Annotated in this window: 22 protein-coding genes; 8 read left to right on the top strand and 14 right to left on the bottom strand. The window is 31.1% G+C overall.

Annotated elements, in window-relative coordinates; genetic code table 11:
• Positions 1–3 precede the first annotated feature (3 nt).
• From secG to carA, 8 genes are read right to left on the bottom strand one after another with little or no spacing between them, the layout of a single operon-like run.
• Positions 4–315, bottom strand: a complete 312-nt coding sequence (gene secG, locus M9C80_01400; protein ID URQ69839.1) for a preprotein translocase subunit SecG — start codon at positions 313–315, stop codon at positions 4–6.
• Positions 309–1,061: a triose-phosphate isomerase gene (gene tpiA, locus M9C80_01395; GenBank protein ID URQ69838.1), complete on the bottom strand. Its 753-nt coding sequence runs from the start codon at positions 1,059–1,061 to the stop codon at positions 309–311. Before tpiA ends, secG begins: the two co-directional genes overlap by 7 nt.
• A complete protein-coding gene (glmM, locus tag M9C80_01390) occupies positions 1,061–2,383 on the bottom strand; it encodes a phosphoglucosamine mutase (protein URQ69837.1) in 1,323 nt (440 codons plus the stop codon). The genes tpiA and glmM overlap by 1 nt, the downstream gene beginning before the upstream one ends.
• Before the next feature lie 9 nt (positions 2,384–2,392).
• Entirely contained in the window at positions 2,393–4,300 is a 1,908-nt protein-coding gene (gene ftsH / locus M9C80_01385; protein ID URQ69836.1) for an ATP-dependent zinc metalloprotease FtsH, read from the bottom strand.
• Positions 4,300–4,869 (bottom strand): RlmE family RNA methyltransferase, encoded by a 570-nt coding sequence (locus tag M9C80_01380; protein URQ69835.1) that lies wholly within the window; start codon positions 4,867–4,869, stop codon positions 4,300–4,302. Before M9C80_01380 ends, ftsH begins: the two co-directional genes overlap by 1 nt.
• A 6-nt stretch (positions 4,870–4,875) precedes the next feature.
• On the bottom strand, positions 4,876–5,352 hold the full coding sequence (greA, locus tag M9C80_01375) for a transcription elongation factor GreA (GenBank protein URQ69834.1): 477 nt from the start codon (positions 5,350–5,352) through the stop codon (positions 4,876–4,878).
• 26 nt (positions 5,353–5,378) lie between these two features.
• Entirely contained in the window at positions 5,379–8,594 is a 3,216-nt protein-coding gene (gene carB / locus M9C80_01370; protein ID URQ69833.1) for a carbamoyl-phosphate synthase large subunit, read from the bottom strand.
• Positions 8,581–9,702: a glutamine-hydrolyzing carbamoyl-phosphate synthase small subunit gene (gene carA, locus M9C80_01365; GenBank protein ID URQ69832.1), complete on the bottom strand. Its 1,122-nt coding sequence runs from the start codon at positions 9,700–9,702 to the stop codon at positions 8,581–8,583. The genes carB and carA overlap by 14 nt, the downstream gene beginning before the upstream one ends.
• A gap of 154 nt (positions 9,703–9,856) precedes the next feature.
• On the opposite strand from carA, the gene map reads away from it, so the two are divergent.
• Genes map through dapE form a run of 4 tightly spaced genes read left to right on the top strand, consistent with a single transcriptional unit; the run spans position 9,857 to position 15,193 of the window.
• The gene (gene map, locus M9C80_01360; GenBank protein ID URQ69831.1) at positions 9,857–10,627 is read left to right on the top strand and encodes a type I methionyl aminopeptidase; all 771 of its coding nucleotides are present in this window, start codon (positions 9,857–9,859) and stop codon (positions 10,625–10,627) included.
• A gap of 2 nt (positions 10,628–10,629) precedes the next feature.
• Positions 10,630–13,128 (top strand): [protein-PII] uridylyltransferase, encoded by a 2,499-nt coding sequence (gene glnD / locus M9C80_01355; protein ID URQ69830.1) that lies wholly within the window; start codon positions 10,630–10,632, stop codon positions 13,126–13,128.
• Positions 13,129–13,158: 30 nt separating this feature from the next.
• The gene (locus tag M9C80_01350) at positions 13,159–14,073 is read left to right on the top strand and encodes a 2,3,4,5-tetrahydropyridine-2,6-carboxylate N-succinyltransferase (protein URQ69829.1); all 915 of its coding nucleotides are present in this window, start codon (positions 13,159–13,161) and stop codon (positions 14,071–14,073) included.
• Positions 14,066–15,193 (top strand): succinyl-diaminopimelate desuccinylase, encoded by a 1,128-nt coding sequence (gene dapE / locus M9C80_01345; GenBank protein URQ69828.1) that lies wholly within the window; start codon positions 14,066–14,068, stop codon positions 15,191–15,193. Before M9C80_01350 ends, dapE begins: the two co-directional genes overlap by 8 nt.
• A 92-nt stretch (positions 15,194–15,285) precedes the next feature.
• Here dapE and M9C80_01340 read toward each other — a convergent pair whose 3' ends face one another.
• Entirely contained in the window at positions 15,286–16,761 is a 1,476-nt protein-coding gene (locus M9C80_01340) for a peptide MFS transporter (GenBank protein URQ69827.1), read from the bottom strand.
• Between the two features lie 40 nt (positions 16,762–16,801).
• Here M9C80_01340 and M9C80_01335 point away from each other — a divergent pair, with 40 nt between their 5' ends.
• Positions 16,802–17,212, top strand: coding sequence for an RDD family protein (locus tag M9C80_01335; protein URQ69826.1), 411 nt, complete (start codon positions 16,802–16,804; stop codon positions 17,210–17,212).
• On the opposite strand, the gene M9C80_01330 is transcribed toward M9C80_01335, so the two are convergent.
• Positions 17,209–18,258 carry an LptF/LptG family permease gene (locus M9C80_01330; GenBank protein ID URQ69825.1) on the bottom strand — a complete coding sequence of 350 codons (1,050 nt, stop codon included), beginning with the start codon at positions 18,256–18,258 and terminating at the stop codon, positions 17,209–17,211. The two genes, M9C80_01335 and M9C80_01330, sit on opposite strands and share 4 nt — an antisense overlap.
• A gap of 2 nt (positions 18,259–18,260) precedes the next feature.
• Positions 18,261–19,370 carry an LptF/LptG family permease gene (locus M9C80_01325; protein URQ69824.1) on the bottom strand — a complete coding sequence of 370 codons (1,110 nt, stop codon included), beginning with the start codon at positions 19,368–19,370 and terminating at the stop codon, positions 18,261–18,263.
• 88 nt (positions 19,371–19,458) lie between these two features.
• On the opposite strand from M9C80_01325, the gene M9C80_01320 reads away from it, so the two are divergent.
• Both M9C80_01320 and M9C80_01315 read left to right on the top strand, forming a co-directional pair.
• A complete protein-coding gene (locus M9C80_01320) occupies positions 19,459–20,973 on the top strand; it encodes a leucyl aminopeptidase (GenBank protein ID URQ69823.1) in 1,515 nt (504 codons plus the stop codon).
• A gap of 9 nt (positions 20,974–20,982) precedes the next feature.
• Complete coding sequence (locus M9C80_01315; protein ID URQ69822.1) at positions 20,983–23,202, top strand: valine--tRNA ligase; 2,220 nt, start codon at positions 20,983–20,985, stop codon at positions 23,200–23,202.
• Position 23,203: 1 nt separating this feature from the next.
• On the opposite strand, the gene M9C80_01310 is transcribed toward M9C80_01315, so the two are convergent.
• Positions 23,204–23,653, bottom strand: coding sequence for a GNAT family N-acetyltransferase (locus M9C80_01310; GenBank protein URQ69821.1), 450 nt, complete (start codon positions 23,651–23,653; stop codon positions 23,204–23,206).
• Positions 23,654–23,742: 89 nt separating this feature from the next.
• Here M9C80_01310 and M9C80_01305 point away from each other — a divergent pair, with 89 nt between their 5' ends.
• Positions 23,743–24,222 carry a glutathione peroxidase gene (locus M9C80_01305; protein ID URQ69820.1) on the top strand — a complete coding sequence of 160 codons (480 nt, stop codon included), beginning with the start codon at positions 23,743–23,745 and terminating at the stop codon, positions 24,220–24,222.
• Between the two features lies 1 nt (position 24,223).
• On the opposite strand, the gene rimI is transcribed toward M9C80_01305, so the two are convergent.
• Complete coding sequence (gene rimI, locus M9C80_01300; protein URQ69819.1) at positions 24,224–24,661, bottom strand: ribosomal protein S18-alanine N-acetyltransferase; 438 nt, start codon at positions 24,659–24,661, stop codon at positions 24,224–24,226.
• A 6-nt stretch (positions 24,662–24,667) separates the two neighbouring features.
• Positions 24,668–25,087, bottom strand: a complete 420-nt coding sequence (locus M9C80_01295) for a DNA polymerase III subunit psi (protein ID URQ69818.1) — start codon at positions 25,085–25,087, stop codon at positions 24,668–24,670.
• Positions 25,088–25,098: the final 11 nt, after the last annotated feature.

Here is a 25,098-nt window from a genome sequence, read left to right as displayed (position 1 = left end):
AATTTATTCCTCAGGAACGTTGTTAATAAGATTTTCCTCAATAGCCTCCTCTATAAGAGGAGTCTCAAATAATTGATCTGTATTTTGTGATTTATACAAATAAGCAAGCAAAAGTGTAAGAATTAACCATATTGCTACAATTAAATATGTTAATTTTCCCATAAAATTTGAAGGGCCTAGAGCTCCAAACATAGAGTTTGAAGAGCCTCCACCAAAGGCAGAACCCAAATCAGATCCTTTTCCTTGTTGTAACAAAACTAGTGCGACTATTACTACTGATAAGACTATACAAGTAATTGTAATTAAAGCTAACATTTTATATTTCTCATTGTATTAATAATTTCAGCAAAATTCTTACCATCTAATGAAGCTCCACCTATTAATGCTCCATCTACATATTCTTCTTTTAAAAAGCTTTCAGCATTTTCTTTTGAAACACTGCCGCCGTATAAAACCAAAGGTACACGTGAATTTGCAGAAATCGATTGTACAACATCTTTAATGAATTTATGAATTTCATTTACATCTTTTGGGTCAGGAGTTTTACCAGTACCAATTGCCCAAATAGGCTCATATGCTATTGTTGTCGAATCACTTAAAGAAACATTTCTTAAAATATTTAGTTGTTCTTTTAAAATTTCTTCGGTTTTACCAAGATTGTTTTCTTCTTCGGATTCACCAATACATATTATAGGATTAATATCTGATGATAAGCATTCAAAAACCTTATCTTGAATTATTTCATTATCCTCCTTGTATAAAGCTCTTCTCTCTGAATGGCCAACTATGCAATAACCAAAAGTATTATTATCTTTTAACATATCACTTGAAATTGCTCCAGTACATCTTCTTACTGACCCAGAAATATCTTGAGAACATAAATCAATGTCCATATCGTATTTTTTAATATGCAGATCTAATTCATTTAAAAATATTAATGGGGGAGCGATACCAATAATTCCTGCATCAAATCCTTTGTTTTGTATTGTCTTTCTATAAGAATTAAACCAATCATCAATCATGGCCTTGCTTCCATTACATTTCCAGTTTGCGATTATCATTATAGTTTTGATTTAAATAATTTAAGGAGATCATTCGCATATTTTGATGCAACTTTTTCTTGGTTAGCCTCTATCATAATTCTAATTTTATTTTCAGTACCAGATGGCCTAATCAATACTCTACCTACTGTAAGATCTGACTCTATTTTTTTTACTGATTCTATTATATCTTTATCATTAATTAAGTCTTTATTTGTAACTTCTAAATTTAAATTTACCTGTGGCATTTTTTTGTAACTTGATAGAACTTCTTGTGGATCTTTCTTGAGCAATAACAACGATGAAATTACTTTTAGTGCCGCAACAGTTCCATCTCCGGTGCTAACAAGATCCTTGCATATAATATGTCCAGAAGATTCTCCTCCTAATAACCAACCTTTTTTTGTGAGCATCTCAGAAACATACTTATCTCCAACATTTGCCCTAGCAAATTTGTATCCTAATTTTTTAAGGCCATCTTCAAGACCTAGATTACTCATTTGGGTTCCAACTACTCCTGACCATTTTCCAGTTCTATTTGGATTTGAGAAAGCAAGAATATATAACAAATCGTCGCCATCAAGCTCATTTCCGTCTTTATCTATTAAGACAACTCTATCGCCGTCGCCGTCTAGTGCAATTCCAAAGTCTGCTCTTCGTGATAATACTTCTTTTTTTATATTTTCAGGAAAAGTTGAACCACAGTTTTTATTAATATTAAATCCATCAGGATCTGTTCCAATACATATAACTTCAGCTCCTAGTTCTTCGAAAACAGCTGGAGTAACTTTATAACAAGCACCATTTGCACAATCTAAAACAACTCTTAATGATGAAAAAGATATTTCATCTGGAACGGTTCCTTTGCAAAATTCAATATATCTATCTCCCGATTCATCAAACCGTCTTGCCTTACCTAATTTAGAAGTTTCAACAGAATCAAGATTTTGATTAAGAAGTTTTTCTATTTTTTTTTCAACTTCTCTACTTAACTTTTCACCGTTAGAATCAAAAATTTTTATACCGTTATCTAAATAATCATTATGAGAAGCGCTAATGACAAGTCCAAATTGTTTTCTAAGAGATTTTGTTAGATATGCTACTCCTGGAGTAGGAATAGGTCCCAGTAATCTTACATTTACTCCAGCTGCAATGAAACCAGCTTGAAGAGCAGATTCAAGCATATAACCTGAAACTCTAGTATCTTTTCCTATTAAAACGGTATTCCAGCCAAACTCTTTCATAACCAAACCAGTGGCGTGACCAATTTTAAGGCAAACTTCTGGGGTTATGACGGATTCGACGGGTCCCCTAATACCGTCAGTACCGAATTTTAGATCCATAGTAAAGTATTATAACTCTTCAGCAGGTCCTTTTATTGAAGATTTACTATCTGGTTTACTTGGAGGTGAATCATCAGACCAACCTTTTGGTTCTCTAGGTTCAGCTCCTGCCATAATATCATCAATTTGAGGAGCATCAATCGTTTCATATTTTAGTAAGGCATCAGCCATTACATTAAGCTTATCTAAATTTTCTTTTAACAAATTCTCAGCTCTTTTGTAACATGAGTCAATTATTGCCTTGACTTCTGAGTCAATTAACTTGGATGTTTGATCACTTCTTATTTGAGCAGGGTTTGTTGCAGATCTTCCTAAGAAAGGACTTCCTTCATCTTCGCCATATTTTATAGTGCCTAGTTCATCAGAGAAGCCCCATTTAGTCACCATATTTGTTGCAATACCTGTAGCTACTTCAATATCATTTGATGCGCCAGTTGTAATACCTTGATGGCCATTGATAATACTTTCAGCAATTCTTCCTCCAAATAAAGTAGCAATTCTGCCTAGGAGATATTCTTTACTTTGCATATATGTATCTTCTTCAGGTAAAAACATTGTCACACCTAAAGCTCTTCCTCTTGGAATGATAGTTACTTTATATACAGGATCATGTGTTGGGCACAACCTTCCAACTATCGCATGGCCTGCTTCATGATAGGCTGTAATTCTTTTTTGTTCTTCACTTAAAATCATTGATTTTCTCTCAGCACCCATCATGATTTTATCTTTTGCTAAGTCAAGGTGTGACTGGTCAATTTTTTTATCTGCGTATCGGGCTGCAAATAATGCTGCTTCATTAATTAAATTTGCTAAGTCAGCTCCAGAAAATCCAGGAGTGCCTCTGGCTATCACTGAAGGATCGACATCTGCAGCTAGAGGTACTTTCCTCATATGTACTTTGAGGATTGCTTCTCTACCTCTGATATCAGGGAGATCAACTACAACTTGTCTATCAAATCTTCCAGGTCTTAATAGAGCTGGATCTAAAACATCTGGTCTATTCGTTGCTGCAATGACAATTACACCATCGTTTCCCTCAAAACCATCCATTTCAACAAGTAACTGGTTTAGAGTTTGTTCCCTTTCATCATGTCCTCCTCCAAGACCGGCACCCCGATGACGTCCAACAGCGTCTATTTCATCAATGAAAACAATACATGGAGATTGCTTTTTTGCTTGATCAAACATATCTCTTACTCTTGAAGCTCCAACACCTACAAACATTTCAACAAAATCAGAGCCTGAAATGGTAAAAAAAGGAACTTTAGCCTCACCTGCTACAGCTCTTGCCAAAAGTGTTTTACCAGTACCTGGAGGACCTACCATAAGTACACCCCTTGGAATTTTTCCACCAAGCTTTTGAAATTTTGAAGGATCACGAAGAAAGTCAACTAATTCTTGAACATCTTGCTTAGCTTCTTCGCATCCAGCCACATCTTTGAAGGTTGTTTTTACATTACCACCTTCCATAAGTTTGGCTTTGCTTTTACCAAATGACATAGGACCACCTTTACCAGATATTCCACCTTGCATTTGTCGCATAAAGAAAAAGAAAATTGCTAAAAGCAGTATTATCGGAAATGCACCAACAAGAAGTTGTGACCATATAGACGGTTGTTCAATTTTTTCATAGACTGCTATGACACCATTTTCTTCAATGGCATTATCTACTGCTTCGTCTTTTTTGAATATAGGATGTGTAGTCTCAAATTTAGAGCCATCTAAACGATCTCCAATTATTGTCATCTGATCACCTTTATATACGACCTTTGCTATTCTGTCAGATAACAATTCCTCTCTGAATTGGGTGTAACTTATTTGTTCTCTGGCAGAAGTGCTTTCAACACTGTTGAAAACAAACATAATTAAGGATCCGAGAACGACCCATACTAGTAAATTTCTCATCATATTATTCATTATTTAATAGCTCCATATAAAAAAATTTCTCCAGATTGTTTTTTTGATGCTGCAGGTTTAAGAGTTTGCACTACTTCGAATGAAAGTTCCATTTTTTTTCTTAGACTTTTTAATTTATTATTTTGAAACGTTTTCATTATTAAACTTCCTTTATTGCTGTTTAAATATTTTATAGCAGTATTGAGTGTTAAAACATTTAGATCATATATATTTTCATTATCTACAGCCGCAATACCACTAATATTTGGGGCTAAATCTGAAATTACAAGATCAAATTTATCCTTTAACTCACGAATTTCAGTAATTGAGTCTATGTTCTCAATGCTCACATTAAAAAATCTAACTCCTTCGATATTTGGCATATCTAAAATATCTATTGCATATACATTTGAGTTTTTTATCTTTGATCTAATAAGTTGTGACCAACCACCCGGAGCCGATCCAATATCAAGAACATTTCTTATGCCAGTTGTAGATTTTGTTTTTTGTAATATTTCTTCAAGTTTATATATTGCTCTTGATCTGTAACCTGCGTTTTTTGCCTTTATTGACCAATTATCAGCGTACATTTCAATTTAAATATGTTTGACTTCAACCACTTCAAAAATTTTTTCACCAGAAGGAGTGATAATTTTAACTTCGTCATCTACAAATTTTCCAATTAGTCCTTTTGCTATTGGTGTTTCAATTGAAATGTTTCCAATATCAGGATTAGATTCCAAATTCCCAACAATCTTGTAGATAGTTTCATGTTGATCTTCGATATTTATAATTTTTACAGTAGAGCCAAATATTACCCTTCCACTTTCAGGTATTTCTTTAACATCAATAACTTGTGCGTTTGAAAGAGTACTTTCTATATCAGAAATCTTTGCTTCCATTAAGCCTTGAAGCTCTTTAGCTGCATGATATTCAGCATTTTCTTTGAGATCTCCATGAGCTCTTGCCTCAGCAATAGCCAATGAAATTTTAGGCCTTTCTTCAAATTTTAAAGTTGCTAGTTCTTTTTTTAAAGATATCTCGCCATCTTTTGTGATAGGAATTCTGCTCATTTGAGAATTATAGCAATTTATTAAATCTAATTATTTATTTCTTGAAGAGGGGTATAAGACCAGTCTTGCTCGTCATTTTTTAAAGACTCCATTATTGCAAATGCTCCAAACATTGTAGTTGTGCAAAATATTTTATTCTGTAAAGCGGTCCTTCTAATTGAAGCAGAATCCTCAATTGATTGTTTGCCCTCTGTGGTATTTATTACAAGATCTATTTCGTTATTTAAAAGACTGTCAACTGTATGAGGTCTTCCCTCTAAAACTTTATTAATTCTTGTGACGTCATATTTAAGTTCACGAATCTTTTGGGCCGTTCCATCCGTAGCAATAATTTGAAAATCATTTTTTATTAATAATGGTACTAACTTTTTCAAATATTTTTTGTCATTATCTTTTACGCTTAAAAATACTTTACCTTTTTTGGGTAAGATTTTATTAGCTCCTTTTTGAGCTTTTGCATAAGCTTCTCCAAAATTAGGTCCAATGCCCATGACTTCACCGGTTGACTTCATTTCAGGCCCGAGTATGGGATCAACTAGAGGAAATTTATCAAAAGGTAGAACAGCCTCTTTTACAAATGATAATCCATTTGGTAACTTTGTTGAAAAAGACTGATTTTTTAAACTAATTCCAATCATGGCTTTTGAAGCAACTTTCACTATAGATTTGCCAATTGCTTTTGAAATAAACGGAACTGTTCTAGAAGCTCTTGGATTGACTTCAATTATATAAATATCATTATTTTTAACAGCAAACTGAATATTCATCAATCCAATGACTTCCAACTCCTTTGCAATGTTAATTGATTGAACCTTAATTTTATTTTGGATTTCACTTGATAGACTATATGGTGGAAGAGAACAGGCGGAATCACCAGAATGTACACCAGCTTGTTCAATATGTTGCAAAATACCCCCAATTTCTATGTCTTTTCCATCCGAAACAACATCAACATCAACTTCAATAGCATCAGTTAAGTAGCTATCTAACAAAATAGGCTTACTATTTGAGACTTCAACAGCCTTAGATAAATATAAAGCTAATTCTTTCTTATGATGAACAAGCTGCATAGCGCGTCCTCCTAGAACATATGATGGCCTTACAACAATTGGAAACCCTATTTCATCTGCTTTCTCCAAAGCTTCATTCTGTGTTTTTACAGTTGCGTTAAGAGGTTGCTTCAAATTTAACTTAACTATTAATTCTTGGAACCTTTCTCTATCTTCTGATCTATCAATAGCATCAACATTTGTACCAAGAATTTTAATACCATGTTTGGACAAAATATTTGAAAGTTTCAACGGAGTCTGGCCTCCAAATTGAATTATCACTCCATAAGGATCTTCAATATCTATAATGTCCAAAATTTTTTCTGCTGTAATCGGTTCAAAATATAGTCTATTTGAAACATCATAGTCAGTTGATACAGTCTCAGGATTACAATTTACCATAATAGATTCAATGTCCTCTTCTTGCATTGCCAATGAAGCATGAACACAACAATAATCAAATTCAATGCCTTGGCCAATTCTGTTGGGGCCGCTTCCTAAAACTAATACCTTCTTATTTTTTGAAGGCAAGCTCTCACATTTACCACCATATGTCGAATACATATAACAAGTTGAAGTTAAGAATTCAGCAGCACAAGTATCTACCCTCCTAAATATGGGTAATACATGAAATTTTAATCTTAGATTTCTTATGGATGATTCTTCCTCATTAATCATTTTTCCTATACGTTTATCGGAAAAACCTTTTGACTTCAAACTAAAAAGCAATTCTTTTGTTATTTTATCTTTTGAGGATTTTTTTAGATTTTTTTCAATTTCTATAATTTCTGCAATTTGGTCAAGGAACCAATAATCAACCTGAGTTAATTTATAAATTTTTTCCTTAGGCCAACCCATTCGCATAGCATCTGCAATGTAAAATATTCTTTTCGCACCTGGAAAGGATAACTCATATTGAATTTCTTCTTCGTCGATTGATTTATTTTTAATATCCAAAATTGAATTTAATCCATCTAAGTCTTCTTCCATGCTACACAAGGCTTTCTGAAGAGATTCTTGAAAATTTGATCCAATTGCCATAACTTCTCCAACAGATTTCATTTGAGTTGTAAGTCTGTTATTTGCTTCAGGAAATTTTTCAAAAGCAAATTTAGGAATTTTAGTAACTATATAATCGATAGTTGGTTCAAAGGATGCTGGAGTAAGACCGCCTGTAATATCGTTCTTTAATTCGTCGAGCGTATATCCAACCGAAAGCAATGCAGCAACCTTTGCAATTGGGAAACCTGTTGCCTTTGATGCCAATGCTGAAGATCTGCTTACCCTTGGATTCATTTCAATTACTACCATTTTTCCAGTTTTTGGATTTATGGCAAATTGAACATTTGAGCCCCCAGTTTCAACACCAATTTCTCTCAAAATCTTAAAAGATGCATTTCTCATTATTTGATATTCTTTATCAGTTAACGTTTGGGCAGGAGCAATTGTTATTGAATCACCAGTGTGAACCCCCATAGGATCTAAATTTTCAATTGAGCATATTATTATGCAATTATCTTTGACATCGCGAACTACTTCCATTTCATATTCTTTCCATCCAATTAAAGATTCATCTATTAAAAGCTCATTTGTTGGAGATAATTCAAGGCCTTTTTTGCAAATATTTTTAAATTCGTCTATGTTGTAAGCAATTCCTCCTCCAGTCCCTCCCATAGTGAAAGATGGTCTAATAATACATGGGAATCCAATTCTTTTTTGTACCTCATATGCATCTTTCATTGAATGTGCTATTCCAGAGTTAGGTGTTTCAATATCTATACCTTTCATAGTTTCATCAAATAATTGTCTATCCTCTGCTTTATCAATTGCTTCTCGGTTAGCTCCAATTAATATCACATCATTTTTTTTTAGAATTCCTTTTTTATCAAGCGTTAAGGCAGTATTTAAAGCTGTCTGACCGCCCATAGTTGGGAGAATGGCATCTGGATTTTCTTTTTCAATAATTTTCTCTACTGATTGCCAATGAATAGGCTCTATATAGGTTGCATCAGCTAAGATTGGATCAGTCATAATTGTAGCTGGATTAGAATTTACTAAAATAACCCTAAATCCTTCATCTTTTAAAGCCTTACAAGCTTGGGCACCGGAATAATCAAATTCACATGCTTGACCAATAATTATAGGGCCAGCACCAATAATTAAAACTGATGAGATATCCTTACGTTTTGGCATAGTCTTCAACCATATCTTTAAATTTTTTAAAAAGCATTTGAATCTCTTGTGGTCCAGGACTTGCTTCTGGATGACCTTGAAAGCTAAAAGCTGGCCTATCTGAAAATTCTATGCCTTGAAGAGTATTATCAAAAAGAGAAATATGTGTGGAAACAATATTTGTTGGAAGAGTTGAAGGATCAACTGCAAATCCATGATTTTGACTTGTTATAAAAACTTCCTTGGATTTTATTTCTTGAACAGGATGATTAGCCCCGTGATGTCCAAATTTCATTTTAAAAGTCTTAGCTCCGCCAGCTAAGGCTAGAAGTTGATGCCCTAAACATATTCCAAAAATTGGAATTTTAAGATCTAAAAATTTTCTTATATTTTCAATTGCATATAAGCATGGCTCTGGATCACCTGGTCCATTAGATAAAAAAATTCCCTTAGGTGACAGCTTCATTATTTCTTCATATGATGTCTCGGCATTAACAACAACTATTTCACCTAGATGATCTGAAAGAAGTCTTAAAATATTTCTTTTAATGCCAAAATCAAAAGCAACGATTGGCATTTTAATGGAAGATTGTTTAAATTCTGGCCAAGTACCCTCATTCCATACATATTTGGTTTTTGATGAGACCTCTTTAGCTAAATCTAAACCTTCTAATCCCACAAATTTTTTTGAGTTCTCTAATGCTTCTTTTTCATTAGTCATTGATAAAGGTGATATATAGCAACTTAAAGAACCCTTATCTCTTAATAATTGAGTAAGTTCACGGGTATTTATATTACTGATACCTAAAATACCTTGTTCTTTGAAGAAAATATCTAGACTTTTGGAAGATCTCCAGTTACTTGGAGAGTCACAAAGTTTATTGATTACTACGCCAGACGCATGAATGTCATGAGATTCCAAATCCTCTTCATTAATGCCAGTATTTCCTATATGTGGATGAGTAAATGTAATTATTTGTTTTTTATATGATGGATCCGTAATTATTTCTTGGTATCCGGTAATAGAAGTGTTAAAGACAATCTCACCTACTCCAACTTTTTTTTCGCCAAATCCGTCACCATAGAATATACTTCCATCCTCAAGAGCTAAAATGGCAGGGAATGTCATAGACAAACAACTCCGATTGAAGCTTTAAAAGAGAATATTTTGTGAAAACTAATGAAAGAAAATTTGTGTTTTAATGAGCTTAAATATTGTGCTGGCATTAAAATTGTACTTTATAGACTTAAAAACAATATGTCTACATAAATGTTGAAAAAAGATGAAAATATCTATTAAAAATAAAGAAGATATAAAAAAAATGCGTATTGCTGGCAAACTCGCTGCTGATGTAATAGATATGATCGGTCCTCATGTTATACCTGGAGTATCTACTGGAGAATTAGATAGAATATGTCACGAATTTATTGTAAATGAGCAAAAAGCAATACCTGCAAATGTTGGGTATAGAGGATTTGAAAAAACACTCTGTACAAGTATAAATCAGGTCATTTGTCACGGAATACCAGACGATAAAAAAATTCTTAAAGAGGGTGATATTGTTAATATTGATGTAACAGTCCTGAAAGATGGTTGGCATGGAGATACATCAAAAATGTTTTTAGTTGGGAAATGTAAACCCCATAATGAGCGTCTTGTAAAAATTACTCAGGAATGTCTTTATGAAGCTATCAAAGTAATTAAACCAGGAGCATTTTTTGGAGATATAGGTTATGCAATACAAAATTATGCCGAATCAAATTATTACAGCGTTGTCGAAGACTATTGTGGGCATGGAATTGGACAAACATATCATGAAGAACCTCAAATTCTACATTATGGAAAAAAAGGCACTGGGTTAGAAATCAAAGAGGGTATGTGCTTCACAGTCGAGCCAATGATAAATCAAGGGTCAAAATATTGTAAATCTCTGAAAGATGGATGGACCGTTGAAACAAAAGATGGCCGAAACTCTGCTCAGTGGGAACATACACTTGCAGTGGTTGAAGATGGGGTTGAAATTCTTACATTGAGAGCCGAAGAAAATATCTAAGCGTGCTAATTCAAAATTCACAATATGATTTTTGGGATAACTTTCCAGAATTTTATTCTACTCCAGAAAAAATTAATAAAGCTTTAGAATTAAATTCAAAAAAAATAGAAAGGATGGTGGCCACATTATTTAAAGAAAATAATCTTCATCAGGAATATTCATTATATGCAAATGGAGGGTTTGGTAAACAAGAAATGTTTCCATCTTCTGATATTGATATATCAATAATTAAGAATTCTAACGATATTAAAAACTTTGATGCTATTGAAAAATTTATTGCTAAACTTTGGGACTCTGGATTTAAGATTGGTCATTCCGTTAGAACAATTAAAGAAGTAAATCAAATTAGTAAACAAGATCCAAAAGAATTTACTTCTTATCTTACAAATAGACCGATAATAGCTGATCAAAAGATAAACACTAAATTGCAGAAAACACTTTTAGATAAATGGCCTAAAAAGAAATTTTTTAAAGCAAAAATATTGGAACAAGAACTTCGACATAAAAGTTTTTTCTCAACTCAATATAATTTAGAGCCAAATTTAAAAGAATCGCCTGGCGGCCTAAGAGACTTTCAAAATGCCTTATGGATTTTACATCACTGTTTCGAATTGTGGGATGGTGTTTCAATATTACAGTCTAGTGATTTTGGATCACTTTATAAAGGAACAATTAATTCTTATAACTTTATTAAAACTTTACGATATGCGACTAATTTAATTACAAAATCTAATACGCTTGGCTTTGAATCTCAAATAGAAATTTCAAAAAAAGCCAAAGTAAAAAAAGCTAAAAATAAAGAAATTGTAGAATTAATGATGCAAAAATATTACGAAAATGCATCAAATTTATCTAATTTTAATAACTTTGTAATTGAAAGCTTCAAAGAAAAAAATACTTTGTCTATAAAAAGAAAATATAAAGATTTTTACTTATACGGAAAAAAGATTGGTTTAAATAATGTTGACTTAATGAACAACAAAAACTTGATTTTCGATATATTTATATTTATTGGTAATAATAAGAAAATAAATAAAATTGATACATTTTCCTCTTCTTTGCTTCGTGAAAACTTAACCTTAATTGACCATAAATTTAAGAATAACCAAGTTTATGCAAATAAATTTATTGAAATTCTTAAGTCTAAATATAATTTATCGTCAATTTTAAAAACCATGAAAGATATTGGAATTCTTCAAAAATATATTCCTGAGTTTGATGAAGTTGTTGGACAAATGCAATTTGATTTATTTCATGCATATACAGTTGATGAGCATACATTTAAATTAGTAAGAAACATGAGGCAGATGAAGCTTTATGAATCAAAAGAGTTTAAATTAGAATACGAACTAATCAATAAATTACCAAAAATCGAAATTCTTTATTTGGCTGGCTTTTTTCATGATCTTGGGAAAGGAAAAGGCGGTGATCATTCAATCATAGGAGCTGAGTCAAGTATAAAATTTGCAAAAAGAATGGGTTTGTCTTTGTCAGATGGAGAACTTATTTCTTGGTTAGTAGAAAATCATTTATTAATGTCATCAATATCTCAAAAAAAAGATATTTACGATGGCGAAATTATTAATCACTTTGTTGAATTGGTTGAGAATACAGAAAAGTTAGACTATCTATACCTTTTAACAATTAATGATATAAAAGCAACAAATCCTGCACTTTGGAATGGATGGAAGCATAAATTACTCAAAGATTTATTCCTTTTAGCTCGCTCTAAAATTAACAAAGAGCCAATAAAAAAATCTATTGAAATATCTCAAGATAGAAAAAATTCTGTTCTTAAAGATTTTGATGCCAAAAAAGCAAAAATTATAAATAAATTTTGGTCTGTCTTTGATGAAGATTATTTTAATAAATATAAATCGGATAAAATAAAATGGCATGCGGAACTTATTCTTAAATCAAAACAGGATTTTATAGTAGATTGTAAAAAATCATTTGATAATCTGATAGAAATATTCATAAAAGTCTCAAATAGAGATGGATTATTTTTAAAATTAGTGAAAGCTATAGAATCTTCTGGTTTGGAGATAATAGATGCAAATATATCTACAAGCACAGATAATGCTATCGCGGTAAATACATTTATTACTAAATTTTTACATCATGATAGAGGGTTAAGCAAACAAGAGATTGATGACATTATTAGGAGAATTAAAAAAAGCTATCACGAAAATAAACCTCCCCAAAATCCTAAAAGATTAAATTATAAAAAATCGAACTTCAAACAAATAACAAAAATATCTAATTTTGAAGATAAAAAAAATAAAAGAAATTTTTTAACTATAGAAACATCTAATTCACCTTTTTTATTGTCCAGAATTGCAAAAGTTTTATTGGAAAATGAAGCATCTATTTATGCGGCGAGAATAAATACCTTAGGAGAAAAGGTTGAAGATACCTTTGAGATAAGTAGTAATAATTCTTCATTAATAACACAAAGTAACATAAGTAAAATTTCAAAACAGTTGCGAGAAGTTATATAAATAACTTTTTTCTCAAATTATAATATGGCTATGAAAATTACTGCCAAAGGCATTGCAACTAAATCTAAAAATGGAAAAGTACTTGATGTATATTTTCATTTTATAGACTTTAATGGCACAAATATAGGTAAAGATATTCAAGAAATTAATACTGATGATAAAGAACTTATAGAAATAAATGTATCAGGATCTGAACTGCAAAACTCTATCAGCTCTATTGAAGATGCATATTTAAAGCTTCATTTAATCTCACATAAACTAGTATTACCAAATAGTCTAAATTTTGATGGTCTTTTCTCAATTCTTCCAAATGTTGCTTGGACAAATAAAGGTCCTATTGCTGTTGATGAAATAGAATCGTGTATGCGTGAATCAAGACTTAATATGAATGATTTATACATTAGATCTTTAGATAAATTTCCCTGTCTAACAGACTACATAGTTCCAAACAATGTAAGAATAGCTGATATTTCAAGAGTCAGATTAGGTGCTTATTTAAGTGAAGGAACAACAATTATGCACGAAGGATTTGTGAATTTTAATGCTGGCACTTTGGGTAAAGCAATGATAGAAGGTAGAATTTCTTCTGGAGTAATTGTTGGTGATGGCTCAGATCTTGGAGGTGGATGCAGTACTATGGGCACTTTGTCTGGAGGAAACAATGTTAAAATTTCAATTGGTAAAAATTGCTTGCTAGGGGCAAATTCTGGGCTAGGTATTCCGCTAGGTGATAACTGTATAGTTGAAGCTGGTCTTTATTTAACAAGCGGCACAAAGGTTGAACTTTTTAATGAAAAGAATATCTCCGAAGGTATATCTAAAGCATCTGAATTATCCGGTCTTTCAAATCTTACGTTTATAAGAAATTCTCTTAATGGTAAAGTAACCGCCAAATATAACAAAAATAACATTTCTCTTAATGAGGAGCTGCATAAAAATGATTGAATTTCTTCAAAAGTTGGTCAGAATAGAGTCGATTTCACCCAAAGATTTAGGATGCTTTGATTTAATAGAAGAAAGATTACAAAAATTAAATTTTCAATGTGAAAGAATCAACTATTCGAATGTCGAAAACCTTTACGCAACATTTGGTGACAAAGGTGAGTTATTTTGTTTTTTAGGACATACAGATGTAGTCCCAACAGGTCCTGAGGAACAATGGAAACATCATCCCTTCTCTGCACATATCGATGGAGATATTATGTATGGAAGAGGTACGGCAGACATGAAAGCATCAATAGCTGCCTTTTTAGAATCACTTGAAGAGTTTTTTGAATCAAATAAAAATATAAATTTTAAGATAGCTATCTTACTCACTAGTAATGAAGAAGGTGATGCAAAAGATGGTTTTATAGATAAAATCGTTGATGACATGCTTTCTAAAGGTGAAAAAATTGATCTTTGTCTAATTGGAGAGCCAACATCATATGAAAAAATTGGTGATAGTATTAGGATTGGAAGAAGAGGTTCACTTGGAGGATTCCTAAAGATTATTGGTAAACAAGGTCATATTGCTTATCCAGAAAATGTAAATAATCCAATTTTTTCTGCTAGCGACATAATAGTTAAATTAAAAAATACAGTTTGGGATAATGGTAATGCTATTTTTCAACCAACCAGTTTCCAGATCTCAAATATACATTCTGGAACTGGAGCAAAAAATATAGTTCCAGGTCATTTAGAGATGTTATTTAATTTTAGATACTCTACAGAGTCATCTAAAGAAAGTTTAGTAAATGAATTTGAGAGTATTCTTAATTCATTTAAAGTGGAATATGAAATTGATTGGAAATTAAGTGGTCTCCCATATCTTACAACAAAAAATAAACTTAAAGATATAGTGGTAAATTCAATTGAGTCTATTACAGGTTATCTACCGGATTTAAACGCAAAAGGTGGAACTTCAGACGGAAGATTTGTTGCAAAAATGGATACAGAAATTGTTGAATTAGGTCCGCTGAATGAATCCATTCATCAAATAGATGAAAATATAAAAATTAGTGAACTTTGGACTTTAAAAGATATTTATAAAAAAATTCTAGTTAATCTTAATCAAGTTTCTTAAAATTCTTTTTTCTATCATATTTTGTTTTATCTTTATGTGTTTTTGGCTTATGAAACTTATCCATATTTTTCTTAACAGGATCTTTTTTGTTTTTAACTTGCACCATGCATCAATTTTTTCAAAATTGGAGTTATTAGTATTAGGAAAATGCCGCAACCTATTGCTATTAGTCCAACACTTGTATAGACATCCATAAAAGATATTTTTTGAGATATAGAGAATACTTCGCCAGTTACGCTTGATCCATCACTTGATGTTGCCTGAGCAATTTTGCCAGCAACAAAATTTCCAGCAGCAGATGCAAAAAACCACATTCCCATCATAAAACCAACAATTCTTTGAGGAGAAAGTTTTGTAACAGAAGATAATCCAACAGGAGATAAGCAAAGTTCACCAATAGTATGTAATAAGTAAATTAAAACTATCCAAACTAGGCCTGTTTGAAGACCAGAGGAGGATTGCATTCCAAAAACCAGAACTAAGAAGCCCAAACCAACAAAAATTAATCCCATTGCAAACTTAATAGGTGTTGACGGCTCCATTCCTTTTTTTGCTAATGAAATCCATAACATTGCAAAAAGTGGTGCAATAGTAAATATAAAACCAGCATTTAAAGATTGAAACATTGATGCAGGAACTTCATATCCAAATAAGGTTCTATCGACGCCTCTATCTGTAAGTATATTTAGTGAAGACCCCGCTTGTTCAAAAAGCGCCCAAAATATTAATGAAAATAATATTAATACTCCAATAGCAATCAATCGGTCGCGTTCTTGTGGAGGACATTTAAACAAGGCATAGCCCAACCATGCTCCAATAAATATTAATCCAAAGCCACTTAAAAGATTTTGAACAACTTGCTGATTTTGAACTAAAAACCATGCAACTAATACTATCGCTACACCTGATAAATAAGCCCAATATTCATAAGATAATCCCATTTTTATCTCTTTATATTTGTTTGAAGGTGGCTCAGCTAAACCTTCCAGGTATTTTTGACCCCATAAAAAGATTATTAACCCAAGCAACATGCCTATACCAGCTGCACCGAATCCATATGCCCAACCAAATGTTTGGCCAAGATATCCACATAATAATGATGCGCTGAAAGCACCAATATTTATACCCATGTAAAAAATAGTAAAACCTGAGTCTCTTCTTGGATCACCTTCTTTATATAAAGAACCAACCATTGTAGAGATATTTGGTTTTAAAAAACCAACTCCCGCAACAATAAGAGCTAATGAAATATAAAAGATTTGAACATTGCTCTCTACTGCCATCCCCGAATGGCCCAATACTAAAAGAATTGCACCATAGGTAACTGATTTCTTTGAACCCAAAATTTGATCAGCAATAATTCCACCAAAAACTGGTGTTATATATACCAAAGATGTATATGCAGCATAAATTAAATAACTTACACCATCAGAAAATTCCCAATGTTGAGTAAGATAAAAGATTAAAAGAGCCCTCATACCATAGTATGAAAACCTTTCCCACATTTCTGTGGCAAAACAAACATATAGTCCTTTTGGATGACCTAAAAAATCAGAGGAAACTTGCATAAATGTTTATATTTATAATTCTTTTAAGTACTATAGCAAAATGTCAAAAAAATCACACAAAGTTTTAATATTTAAAAGAGTTGCGTCAACAATATATGATTTTTTTCTTCTTCTTGGGGTCTGGTTTGCAGTAGGCTCAGCAGCGCTTTTAATAAATGGCGGCGAGATAATTAATCCATGGATTGGATTAACTTTAGTTTTCTTTTCATCATGGGCATTTTATAGTTATTTTTGGATAGTTGGAGGCAAAACACTTGGGATGTCTGTATGGAAAATAGAAATATATGCAAAAAATAATAAAAAAATAAAAATTTATCAAACATTTCTAAGATTTGTAGCAAATATATTCGTTATAATAACTTTGGGCATACCAATGTTACAAATTTACTTTTCTAGGGATGGGATTACTTTAAGTGATTTGATATCTAAAACAAGACTAAGAAATATCTAGATTTTTTTATATAAATTAATTGCAATGAGTCCAACTACAGTTGAGGGTAAAATTACACCTATTATTAGGGGTAAGTTATAGGAGATAAAAAAACTAATTGAGAAATCCTGAGTGGTCTTGTACAAGAAACTAACTATCACAGCAAATATAATTTTTGAAGATGGATTTGACTCTCTTAAAGAACCAAATATATAAGAACCACAAAAGACAATTAATATAAAAATTGAAATTGGTGCAAACAGTATCTCATATATGGCTTTTTGGAGATGTTTTTTTAACAAATTATCATTATAAATATTGTTTGCATCAACATTTTTATTATGAACTAGTAATTTTTTAAGGCTAAGGTTATTAACATTTTTTATATTAACTTTTGCAAAATAAGGAAGAGTAAATTCTTCTTTTTTTGAATCAGCATTAGAAAGAATGTATGCATGAAAACTATAATTATTTAAAAAGGTCAATTTAGAGTCCTCGAATTCAGCAGTATCAGCTTTTTTAGCATACTGAATTTCATTATTAAGTTTCTTTATAAACATAGGGTTATATATGATATTTTCATAAATATGGGTATACCCTAGAAAAGAATCTCCATCTTTTATCCATTTAAGATCTGAACTTGATAGGCTTGTTTTATTTATATTTTCATCCCTATCTATTTTTGCATCTAAGTATATTTTATTAAAAGATATCTCATTTAGACTTAAGAAAAATAATGAAATAAATAAGGCGCTTATGCTTGTTATGGACACAATTTTAAATGGTGACATGCCGCTTGATCTAAGAACATTTAAATTTCCCTCAAGCTGAGATATACCCATAGCAACAATTGTTCCAAGTAAACATGATGCCTCCAAAAAAGTAATTGACCTATATGGTGCTGATAATAAAACATATTTTAAAGAGGACATAAATGAATAAGTTTGACTTACATTTTCAAGGTCTGATATTAAATTAAATAATAAGTCTAAAAAAGTAAAAATTAATAGAACTATTAGTATTGTTATAAAAGATCTTTTAATTAAATATTTTGTAAATATTCCCATAACTAAACCAACCAAAAAATTAGCAACAATAAAATGAATCCAAGGGCATATTTAAAATGAAGATTATTTTTATCGAAGATAATCCCAGATCTACTTATTTTAAAATATTCTTTATTTGCATATATGAGTCCAAAACAAATAAATGCTAAATGAACATACCACATTTCAAAATTGGTTCCATTTGAAATCTGCTCTCTACTTAATATTAATAGGCTTAAATATGTTACATATATAAGCATTCCAGGAATTATTATTGATAGCCTTCCTTGTCTTGGATTTACTCTTCCCAAATAAATACTCAAAATCATTAAAACTATTATTGTTATAGGAATTGATATATTCCATTGTGTAGATGCTTTTATAGAAGAATCATTAAAATCAAATATTTTTGAAAAACTTAAGTTGTTAGTCTTTTCTAATTTTGAATCGATAACAAAATTAAATTTTTCAAATTTTGAGGTTAGTCTGGTATTGTTTGTAAAAATACCGCTATATAAAGTTCCGTTTTCTAATAAAAATTTATTTGAGGTAGATGTTTCTTCATCAAGAAACAGCTTTTCTGCCGTCACAAAAGTTGTGTTACTTTCATTCGATACAAACAATGAAACTTCTTCTAGAAAATCTTCTTTGTTTGCTCTTGAGTAAATAAATCCATTAATTCCCTTTAAATTTACTAAATCATTAGACTTTATAGAAAGAATCTGATCTGATATTTTTTCCTGATTAAGTAATTCTTCAGATAAAAATTTTGAATGTGGTGCAATGTATACGCTCAACAAAAGTGTTAAAAAAAAATATAGGGCTGTTTGCGGTATTAGAAACTTTATAAGATCTATTGATGACAGACCAACTGAAAAAAATGCGTAAATTTCTCTATCTGCGTACATTCTGCTTATAGTTAGTAAAACTCCTAAAAAAAAAGATAGCGGAATCAGTAAGGTGATGAAATCTGGAATTCTTAAAAAAATTATCTTATATATTAGATTTGGATTAATAATACCTTCAGAAGCTTGTTCAAAATATCCTACTGCTCTTGTGCCTACTACTAATAAAAAAAAGATTAATAGAATACCAAAAGTTGATTTAAATACCTCAGTATTTAAACTTTTCAAAAGAATATCTTTTTTATACATGCCTTAAGAACTATGATGCATTACAATATTTATCATATCAATAAAAAATATATTTAGGAGACCTTAAATGGCATATAAAGTTTTAAATTCTGTTTCATTAAAAGATACTTCATCAATGCGTATTGCAAATCTAAATACGTCTATGCTTGTTATTCCAGTAAATACTAATACAAAAAAAAATAAAGTGTTTAAAGAAATTGATGGCGTTTCCAATGGCTATATTTCTAAAACAATAGCCAATCAATTAAGAGATAAAACAAATACCGTTTTGCTGCCTCAAATACAGGGTGTTAAAGCTAAAAATATTTTATTGATCAAATCTTTGTCAAAAGAAGATCAAATATACAAATGGTTAAAACATTTTCAATCGATTACAAGAACTGCAAATCAATATAAATGTAACGATATTTCAATTTTAATAGATGCAGTTGCTCCAAAGAGTAAGAACAAGTTTTGGGTAATTGAGACAATTGCGCGTGTTGTTGAATCAAATGCATATATTTTTTCTCAAACAAAAAATAAAACTGCAATTAAGCCAACCCTTAAGAGATTACAAATATTAACATCAGACTTTTCAAATCAAGAAATATTAAAGGGCAAACAATATGCAAAAAAAGGTTTTGCAATTGGAGAAGGTGTAAATACTGCAAAATATCTTGGTGATCTGCCTGCAAATCACTGCACACCAAGAATTATTGAAAAAAAGGTAAAAGCTATGAAAAGAGATTTTCCTAGCCTTAAAATAAAATCCTTTAATGAAAAAGATCTTGCTAAGTTAGGAATGGGATCTTTTCTTAGTGTTGGTCATGGAAGTGATGAACCTTCTCGTATGATGGTAATTGAATATAAAGGAGGCTCCGCAAGTGAAAAACCTGTTGCGCTAGTTGGCAAAGGTATAACATTTGATACTGGTGGAATTTCAATTAAGCCAAGTCCAGCTATGGATGAAATGAAATGGGATATGTGTGGTGCAGCCTCAGTTTTTGGTGTAATGAGCATGCTTGCAAGACTAAACGCAAAAGTTAATGTAGTAGGAATAATGGCATGTGCAGAGAATATGCCCTCTGCGAGAGCCACAAAACCTGGAGATGTGGTCACTTCAATGTCAGGACAAACAATAGAAATACTAAATACTGATGCTGAAGGACGCCTTGTATTATGTGATGCGCTTACATATGTTGGCAAATATAAACCTTCTTATGTAATAGATATGGCAACGCTCACAGGTGCAGTTGTAGTTGCACTAGGAAGTCATGCAAGCGGAGTTATGGCTAACAATCAGTTTCTTGCAGATAAAATTCTTGAATCAGGAGAAGATACAGGAGATAGAGCCTGGCAACTGCCACTTTGGGACGAATATAAGACATGTACAAAAACTAACTTTGCTGATTTAGCAAATATTGGTGGAGGGAGAGAAGCAGGAACAATTCATGCAGCTGCATTTCTTTCTAAATTTACTGAGAATTATAAATGGGCTCATATGGATATTGCTGCGTCGGCCTGGAATAGTTCTCCTAAAGGAGGTACAGGAAGGCCTGTGCCATTAATAAGCGAACTATTGTTGAGCAATAAACTAAAATAACCAAAGACTGTGGACAAAAAATATTTCCCAACTTTAGTTGAAGAAAAATGGGTTGATATTTGGTCAAAAAGTACTTTTGAAAAAAACGATAGTAAAGATAGTTTTTCTCAAGTAATACCTCCGCCTAATGTTACTGGTACCCTTCACATGGGACACAGTTTTCAATATGCAATAATGGATTTTTATACTAGATATAATCATATGTCTGGAGTAAAAACGCATTGGCAGGTCGGCGCAGATCATGCTGGAATTGCAACACAACTTGTAGTTGAAAATAATCTTGTTAAAAAAAATATTTATAGAAAAGAAATTGGGCGTGAAGAATTTGTTAATGAAGTTTGGAAATGGAAGAATTTTTCGGAAGAAGAAATTCAATCGCAAATTAAAAGACTAGGTTCATCCGTAGACTGGAAAAAGTACAGATTTACAATGGATGATGAATTTTCCGATTCTGTTAAAAAAGCTTTTATTGATCTATACAGGAAGAAGAAAATATATAGAGGTTACAGATTAGTTAACTGGGATCCATCTCTTAAGACTGCTGTGTCAGATTTGGAAGTTGTTCGTCAAGAAAAAATGGGCAAAATATGGTCTATAAAATACCCAATAGATGGCTCTAACGAATTTATAATTGTTGCTACAACAAGACCCGAGACAATGTTTGGGGATATGGCTATTGCGGTAAACCCTAATGATTCGAGATATAAATCTTTGATTGGAAAATATGCATTGCTACCTTTTGTTGGAAGAAAACTTCCAATTATCGGAGACGAATATGTTGATATTGATTTCGGTACGGGATGTTTAAAAATTACTCCTGGGCATGATTTTAATGATTATGAAATTGGTAAAAAATATTCACTTCATGAAAAAAATAATGTTGTCTTAAGTTCAAAAAATATCAATGATTTTGAGCCAATTAATATTTTTACAGATGAGGCTTGGACAAATAATAATGTACCTGAGCCATTTACTAATCTTGATAGGTTTAAAGTAAGAAAATTAGTTATTGAGAAACTAACGAAATTAAAACTCTTAGTTAAAGAAGAGGCATATGAAATTAGTGTGCCAAGAGGGGAAAGATCCAACATAGTAATTGAACCCAAATTAAGCAGTCAATGGTATGTCAAAACTTCAGAAATGGCTGAAAAAGCAAATGCAGAAGTTAACAATGGCAATATAAAATTTTATCCGAAAAATTGGATAAAAACATATTTTAATTGGATGGATAATATTGAAGATTGGTGCATTAGTCGCCAAATATGGTGGGGTCACAGAATACCTGCTTGGTATGATAAAGATGGAAATGTTTTTGTTGGTGAAAATGAAGCTGACGTGAGGAATTTTTATAATCTTCAAAATGAAGATCTTTCTCAAGACGAGGATGTCTTAGATACCTGGTTCTCATCAAGCCTGTGGCCGTTTGCATCTTTGGGATGGCCCAAAGATACGGAAGATTTTAAAGATTTTTTTCCTACCTCACTTTTAGTTACCGGTTTTGATATCATCTTTTTTTGGGTAGCAAGAATGATGATGATGAGTCTAGAGTTTACCGGAAAAATACCCTTCAAAAATGTTTACGTAACCGGTCTTATAAGAGACGAAAATGGGCAGAAGATGTCAAAATCAAAAGGCAACATCATAGATCCACTTGATCTAATCTATGGAATTTCTCTTAAAGATTTAGTCAAAAAAAGAACTGCGAATCTAATGCAAGAAGGCACTGCAGAAAAAATTGAAAAAAAGACTAGGAAACAATTTCCAAATGGAATTGAATCATACGGAACAGATGCTTTAAGAATGACTTTCTTTTCCTTGGCTACCCATACCAAAGACATTAGTTTTGAATTTGGAAGACTTAAAGGATATAGAAATTTTTGTACAAAAATATGGAATGCAGCTCGTTTCATAGAGGGCTATTCTGAATCAAATGAAACATATAAATCCCAAAATAAAAATGACGACTGGATTTATGAAGAGTTTACTAAGACAAAAAAACAAATTAACAAAAATATAAGTGACTATCGACTAGACTTTGCAATTAATGAGTTGTACGAATTTTTTTGGAATAAGTTCTGTGACGTATATATTGAGGAGTGTAAAAAATCAGGCAAAACTAAAAATTTAAAACCTCTTTTAAAAGAAATACTATATATATTGCATCCTTTTGCACCTTTTATATCAGAAGAAATTAGTGATGTAATTTTTAAAGAAAAAATTTTTATATAAATTAGATGTACATTTGAATATGATCTATTTCATCTTCTAAATATTTTTTACCTCTGATAGTAAAACCAAGTTTTTTGTAGAAGTCCTTTAAACGATATTGTGCTGAAATAACAACTTCACAATTAGGAAATTTGTCATTTAAAAAAGCTACTCCCATATTAGTTAGTCTTTTACCTAATGACTTATTTCTGTATTCTTTTTTGATCACTACTCTTCCTAAAGAAGATCCAACATATTTTAATTTTGGACCAAATGCTCGCATATAAGCTACTAATTTGTTACTTTCACGGCCTATTAGATGAAAAGCATCTTGATCACAATAATCGGCATCCAAATATGGACAATTTTGCTCAACAACAAAGACCTCTTGTCTTAAATGTAAAATTTCATAAATTTCATCATTAGATAATTCGTGAAAAGATTTCCACGAGAACTTAATATTTTCTTTCATATGATTTGTTTAGTTTTTTCATTATTTTGTGCCTTGGATCTTATTATCTATATAATAACTGAATATTTTCTTGATAGCATAATCACTCAATGGATAACATTTTTAATTTTAACGTAAAAGATATTGATAATAATGAAATATCTTTATCAAAATATAATAGCAAAACCTTGTTAATTGTTAATGTTGCAAGTTATTGCGGACTTACATATCAATATAAAGGTCTTCAACAACTTTATGAAAAATTAAAAGATAAAAATTTTGAAGTTTTGGCATTTCCATGTAATCAATTTGCCAAACAAGAACCTGGAAATAATTACGATATTAAAAATTTTTGTGAAACGAGCTTTAAAGTTACATTTGAGGTTTTTGGTAAAATAGACGTTAATGGAAAAAATGCTGATCCTTTGTTTAGTTACCTAAAAAGAAAAAAACCAGGAGCTTTTGGTACTCAATCAATTAAGTGGAATTTTTCAAAGTTCTTAGTAAATAAAAATGGTGAGGTTATTAAAAGGTTTAGTCCCAGAATTGAGCCAAAAGAAATTCAAAAAGATATACTTGCTATTCTTTAAATTAAATTTGCAATGACATTAACAATGCATCTTCTGGATTTTTTCCAGAGTAATACCCTTCTCTTATTGCGTCTTTCTTGAAGTTAAAGTTTAAATAAAAATTAATTGCATTTTTATTACCAACTCTTACCTCAAGATATATATTTCTTATACTCATAGCTTTACATTGAGAAATCATTGAATGCATTAATAGTTTTCCAACACCTCTTTTTTGATAATTTTTTTTTACACCAATATTTAATAAGTGTGCCTCTTTTTGAATTGGTGAAAAAATAATGAACCCAAGGATTTCTTTATTTTCTCTACAAATTAAACCTTTATGGCCAATTTCATAAGACGACATAAAATTTTTAAAAGTCCATGGTTTGGGATTGATATTTTTTTCGATATCATATGATTCAATAAGATCAGCTTTGCTTAACAAACTAATTTTATACATCTATGTTTACAAATTTTTTATTTGCTGCCATAAAGGTTTTTTAAGAGCTGGATTTTCAAGAATTTTATACAAATCATGTGAATTTATAATATTTTTAAAACTTGGTTTAAGCTTAACTCCAAATGAAATTACTGCTTTAATATCTGTAAGTTTTTCTAAACAGTCATATAAATCTTTAATCCTTCCTGAATATAATTTAACTATATCAAAATTGTCTTTTTGTATTGAGTTTAATATTGCTTCAAATAATTTCTTTTCTTCATTCACCAAATCCTTAAACGAAACATTAAGTAATGTTAGAATGTTTCCTTTTTGATATATATGAATTGTTTTTTCTTGGTTATTAATAGTCTTAGGGCGCAACTCATACCTTGTAAGGCCCATTTCTTTTAATATTAGGTTAGTTTTTACTGAAGGGGTTATCATATATAAAAATA

The organism is SAR86 cluster bacterium, assembly GCA_023703615.1.
Classification (GTDB): Bacteria; Pseudomonadota; Gammaproteobacteria; order Magnimaribacterales; family D2472; genus MED-G85.
Note: the sequence above shows the minus strand (reverse complement) of the source record. Positions and strands in the feature narration are given on the sequence as shown.

What these genes read in the sequence shown, in the direction of transcription:
- dapE (URQ69828.1), top strand. Translation starts at nt 14,066, where the DNA reads ATGATTGAATTTCTTCAAAAGTTGGTCAGAATAGAGTCGATTTCACCC.
- M9C80_01295 (URQ69818.1), bottom strand. Translation starts at nt 25,087, where the DNA reads ATGATAACCCCTTCAGTAAAAACTAACCTAATATTAAAAGAAATGGGC.
- M9C80_01340 (URQ69827.1), bottom strand. Translation starts at nt 16,761, where the DNA reads ATGCAAGTTTCCTCTGATTTTTTAGGTCATCCAAAAGGACTATATGTT.
- tpiA (URQ69838.1), bottom strand. Translation starts at nt 1,061, where the DNA reads ATGATAATCGCAAACTGGAAATGTAATGGAAGCAAGGCCATGATTGAT.
- carB (URQ69833.1), bottom strand. Translation starts at nt 8,594, where the DNA reads ATGCCAAAACGTAAGGATATCTCATCAGTTTTAATTATTGGTGCTGGC.
- M9C80_01380 (URQ69835.1), bottom strand. Translation starts at nt 4,869, where the DNA reads ATGTACGCTGATAATTGGTCAATAAAGGCAAAAAACGCAGGTTACAGA.
- ftsH (URQ69836.1), bottom strand. Translation starts at nt 4,300, where the DNA reads ATGAATAATATGATGAGAAATTTACTAGTATGGGTCGTTCTCGGATCC.
- M9C80_01320 (URQ69823.1), top strand. Translation starts at nt 19,459, where the DNA reads ATGGCATATAAAGTTTTAAATTCTGTTTCATTAAAAGATACTTCATCA.
- M9C80_01330 (URQ69825.1), bottom strand. Translation starts at nt 18,258, where the DNA reads ATGGGAATATTTACAAAATATTTAATTAAAAGATCTTTTATAACAATA.
- secG (URQ69839.1), bottom strand. Translation starts at nt 315, where the DNA reads ATGTTAGCTTTAATTACAATTACTTGTATAGTCTTATCAGTAGTAATA.
- glmM (URQ69837.1), bottom strand. Translation starts at nt 2,383, where the DNA reads ATGGATCTAAAATTCGGTACTGACGGTATTAGGGGACCCGTCGAATCC.
- rimI (URQ69819.1), bottom strand. Translation starts at nt 24,661, where the DNA reads ATGTATAAAATTAGTTTGTTAAGCAAAGCTGATCTTATTGAATCATAT.
- M9C80_01305 (URQ69820.1), top strand. Translation starts at nt 23,743, where the DNA reads ATGGATAACATTTTTAATTTTAACGTAAAAGATATTGATAATAATGAA.
- map (URQ69831.1), top strand. Translation starts at nt 9,857, where the DNA reads ATGAAAATATCTATTAAAAATAAAGAAGATATAAAAAAAATGCGTATT.
- carA (URQ69832.1), bottom strand. Translation starts at nt 9,702, where the DNA reads ATGACATTCCCTGCCATTTTAGCTCTTGAGGATGGAAGTATATTCTAT.
- M9C80_01310 (URQ69821.1), bottom strand. Translation starts at nt 23,653, where the DNA reads ATGAAAGAAAATATTAAGTTCTCGTGGAAATCTTTTCACGAATTATCT.
- M9C80_01335 (URQ69826.1), top strand. Translation starts at nt 16,802, where the DNA reads ATGTCAAAAAAATCACACAAAGTTTTAATATTTAAAAGAGTTGCGTCA.
- M9C80_01350 (URQ69829.1), top strand. Translation starts at nt 13,159, where the DNA reads ATGAAAATTACTGCCAAAGGCATTGCAACTAAATCTAAAAATGGAAAA.
- greA (URQ69834.1), bottom strand. Translation starts at nt 5,352, where the DNA reads ATGAGCAGAATTCCTATCACAAAAGATGGCGAGATATCTTTAAAAAAA.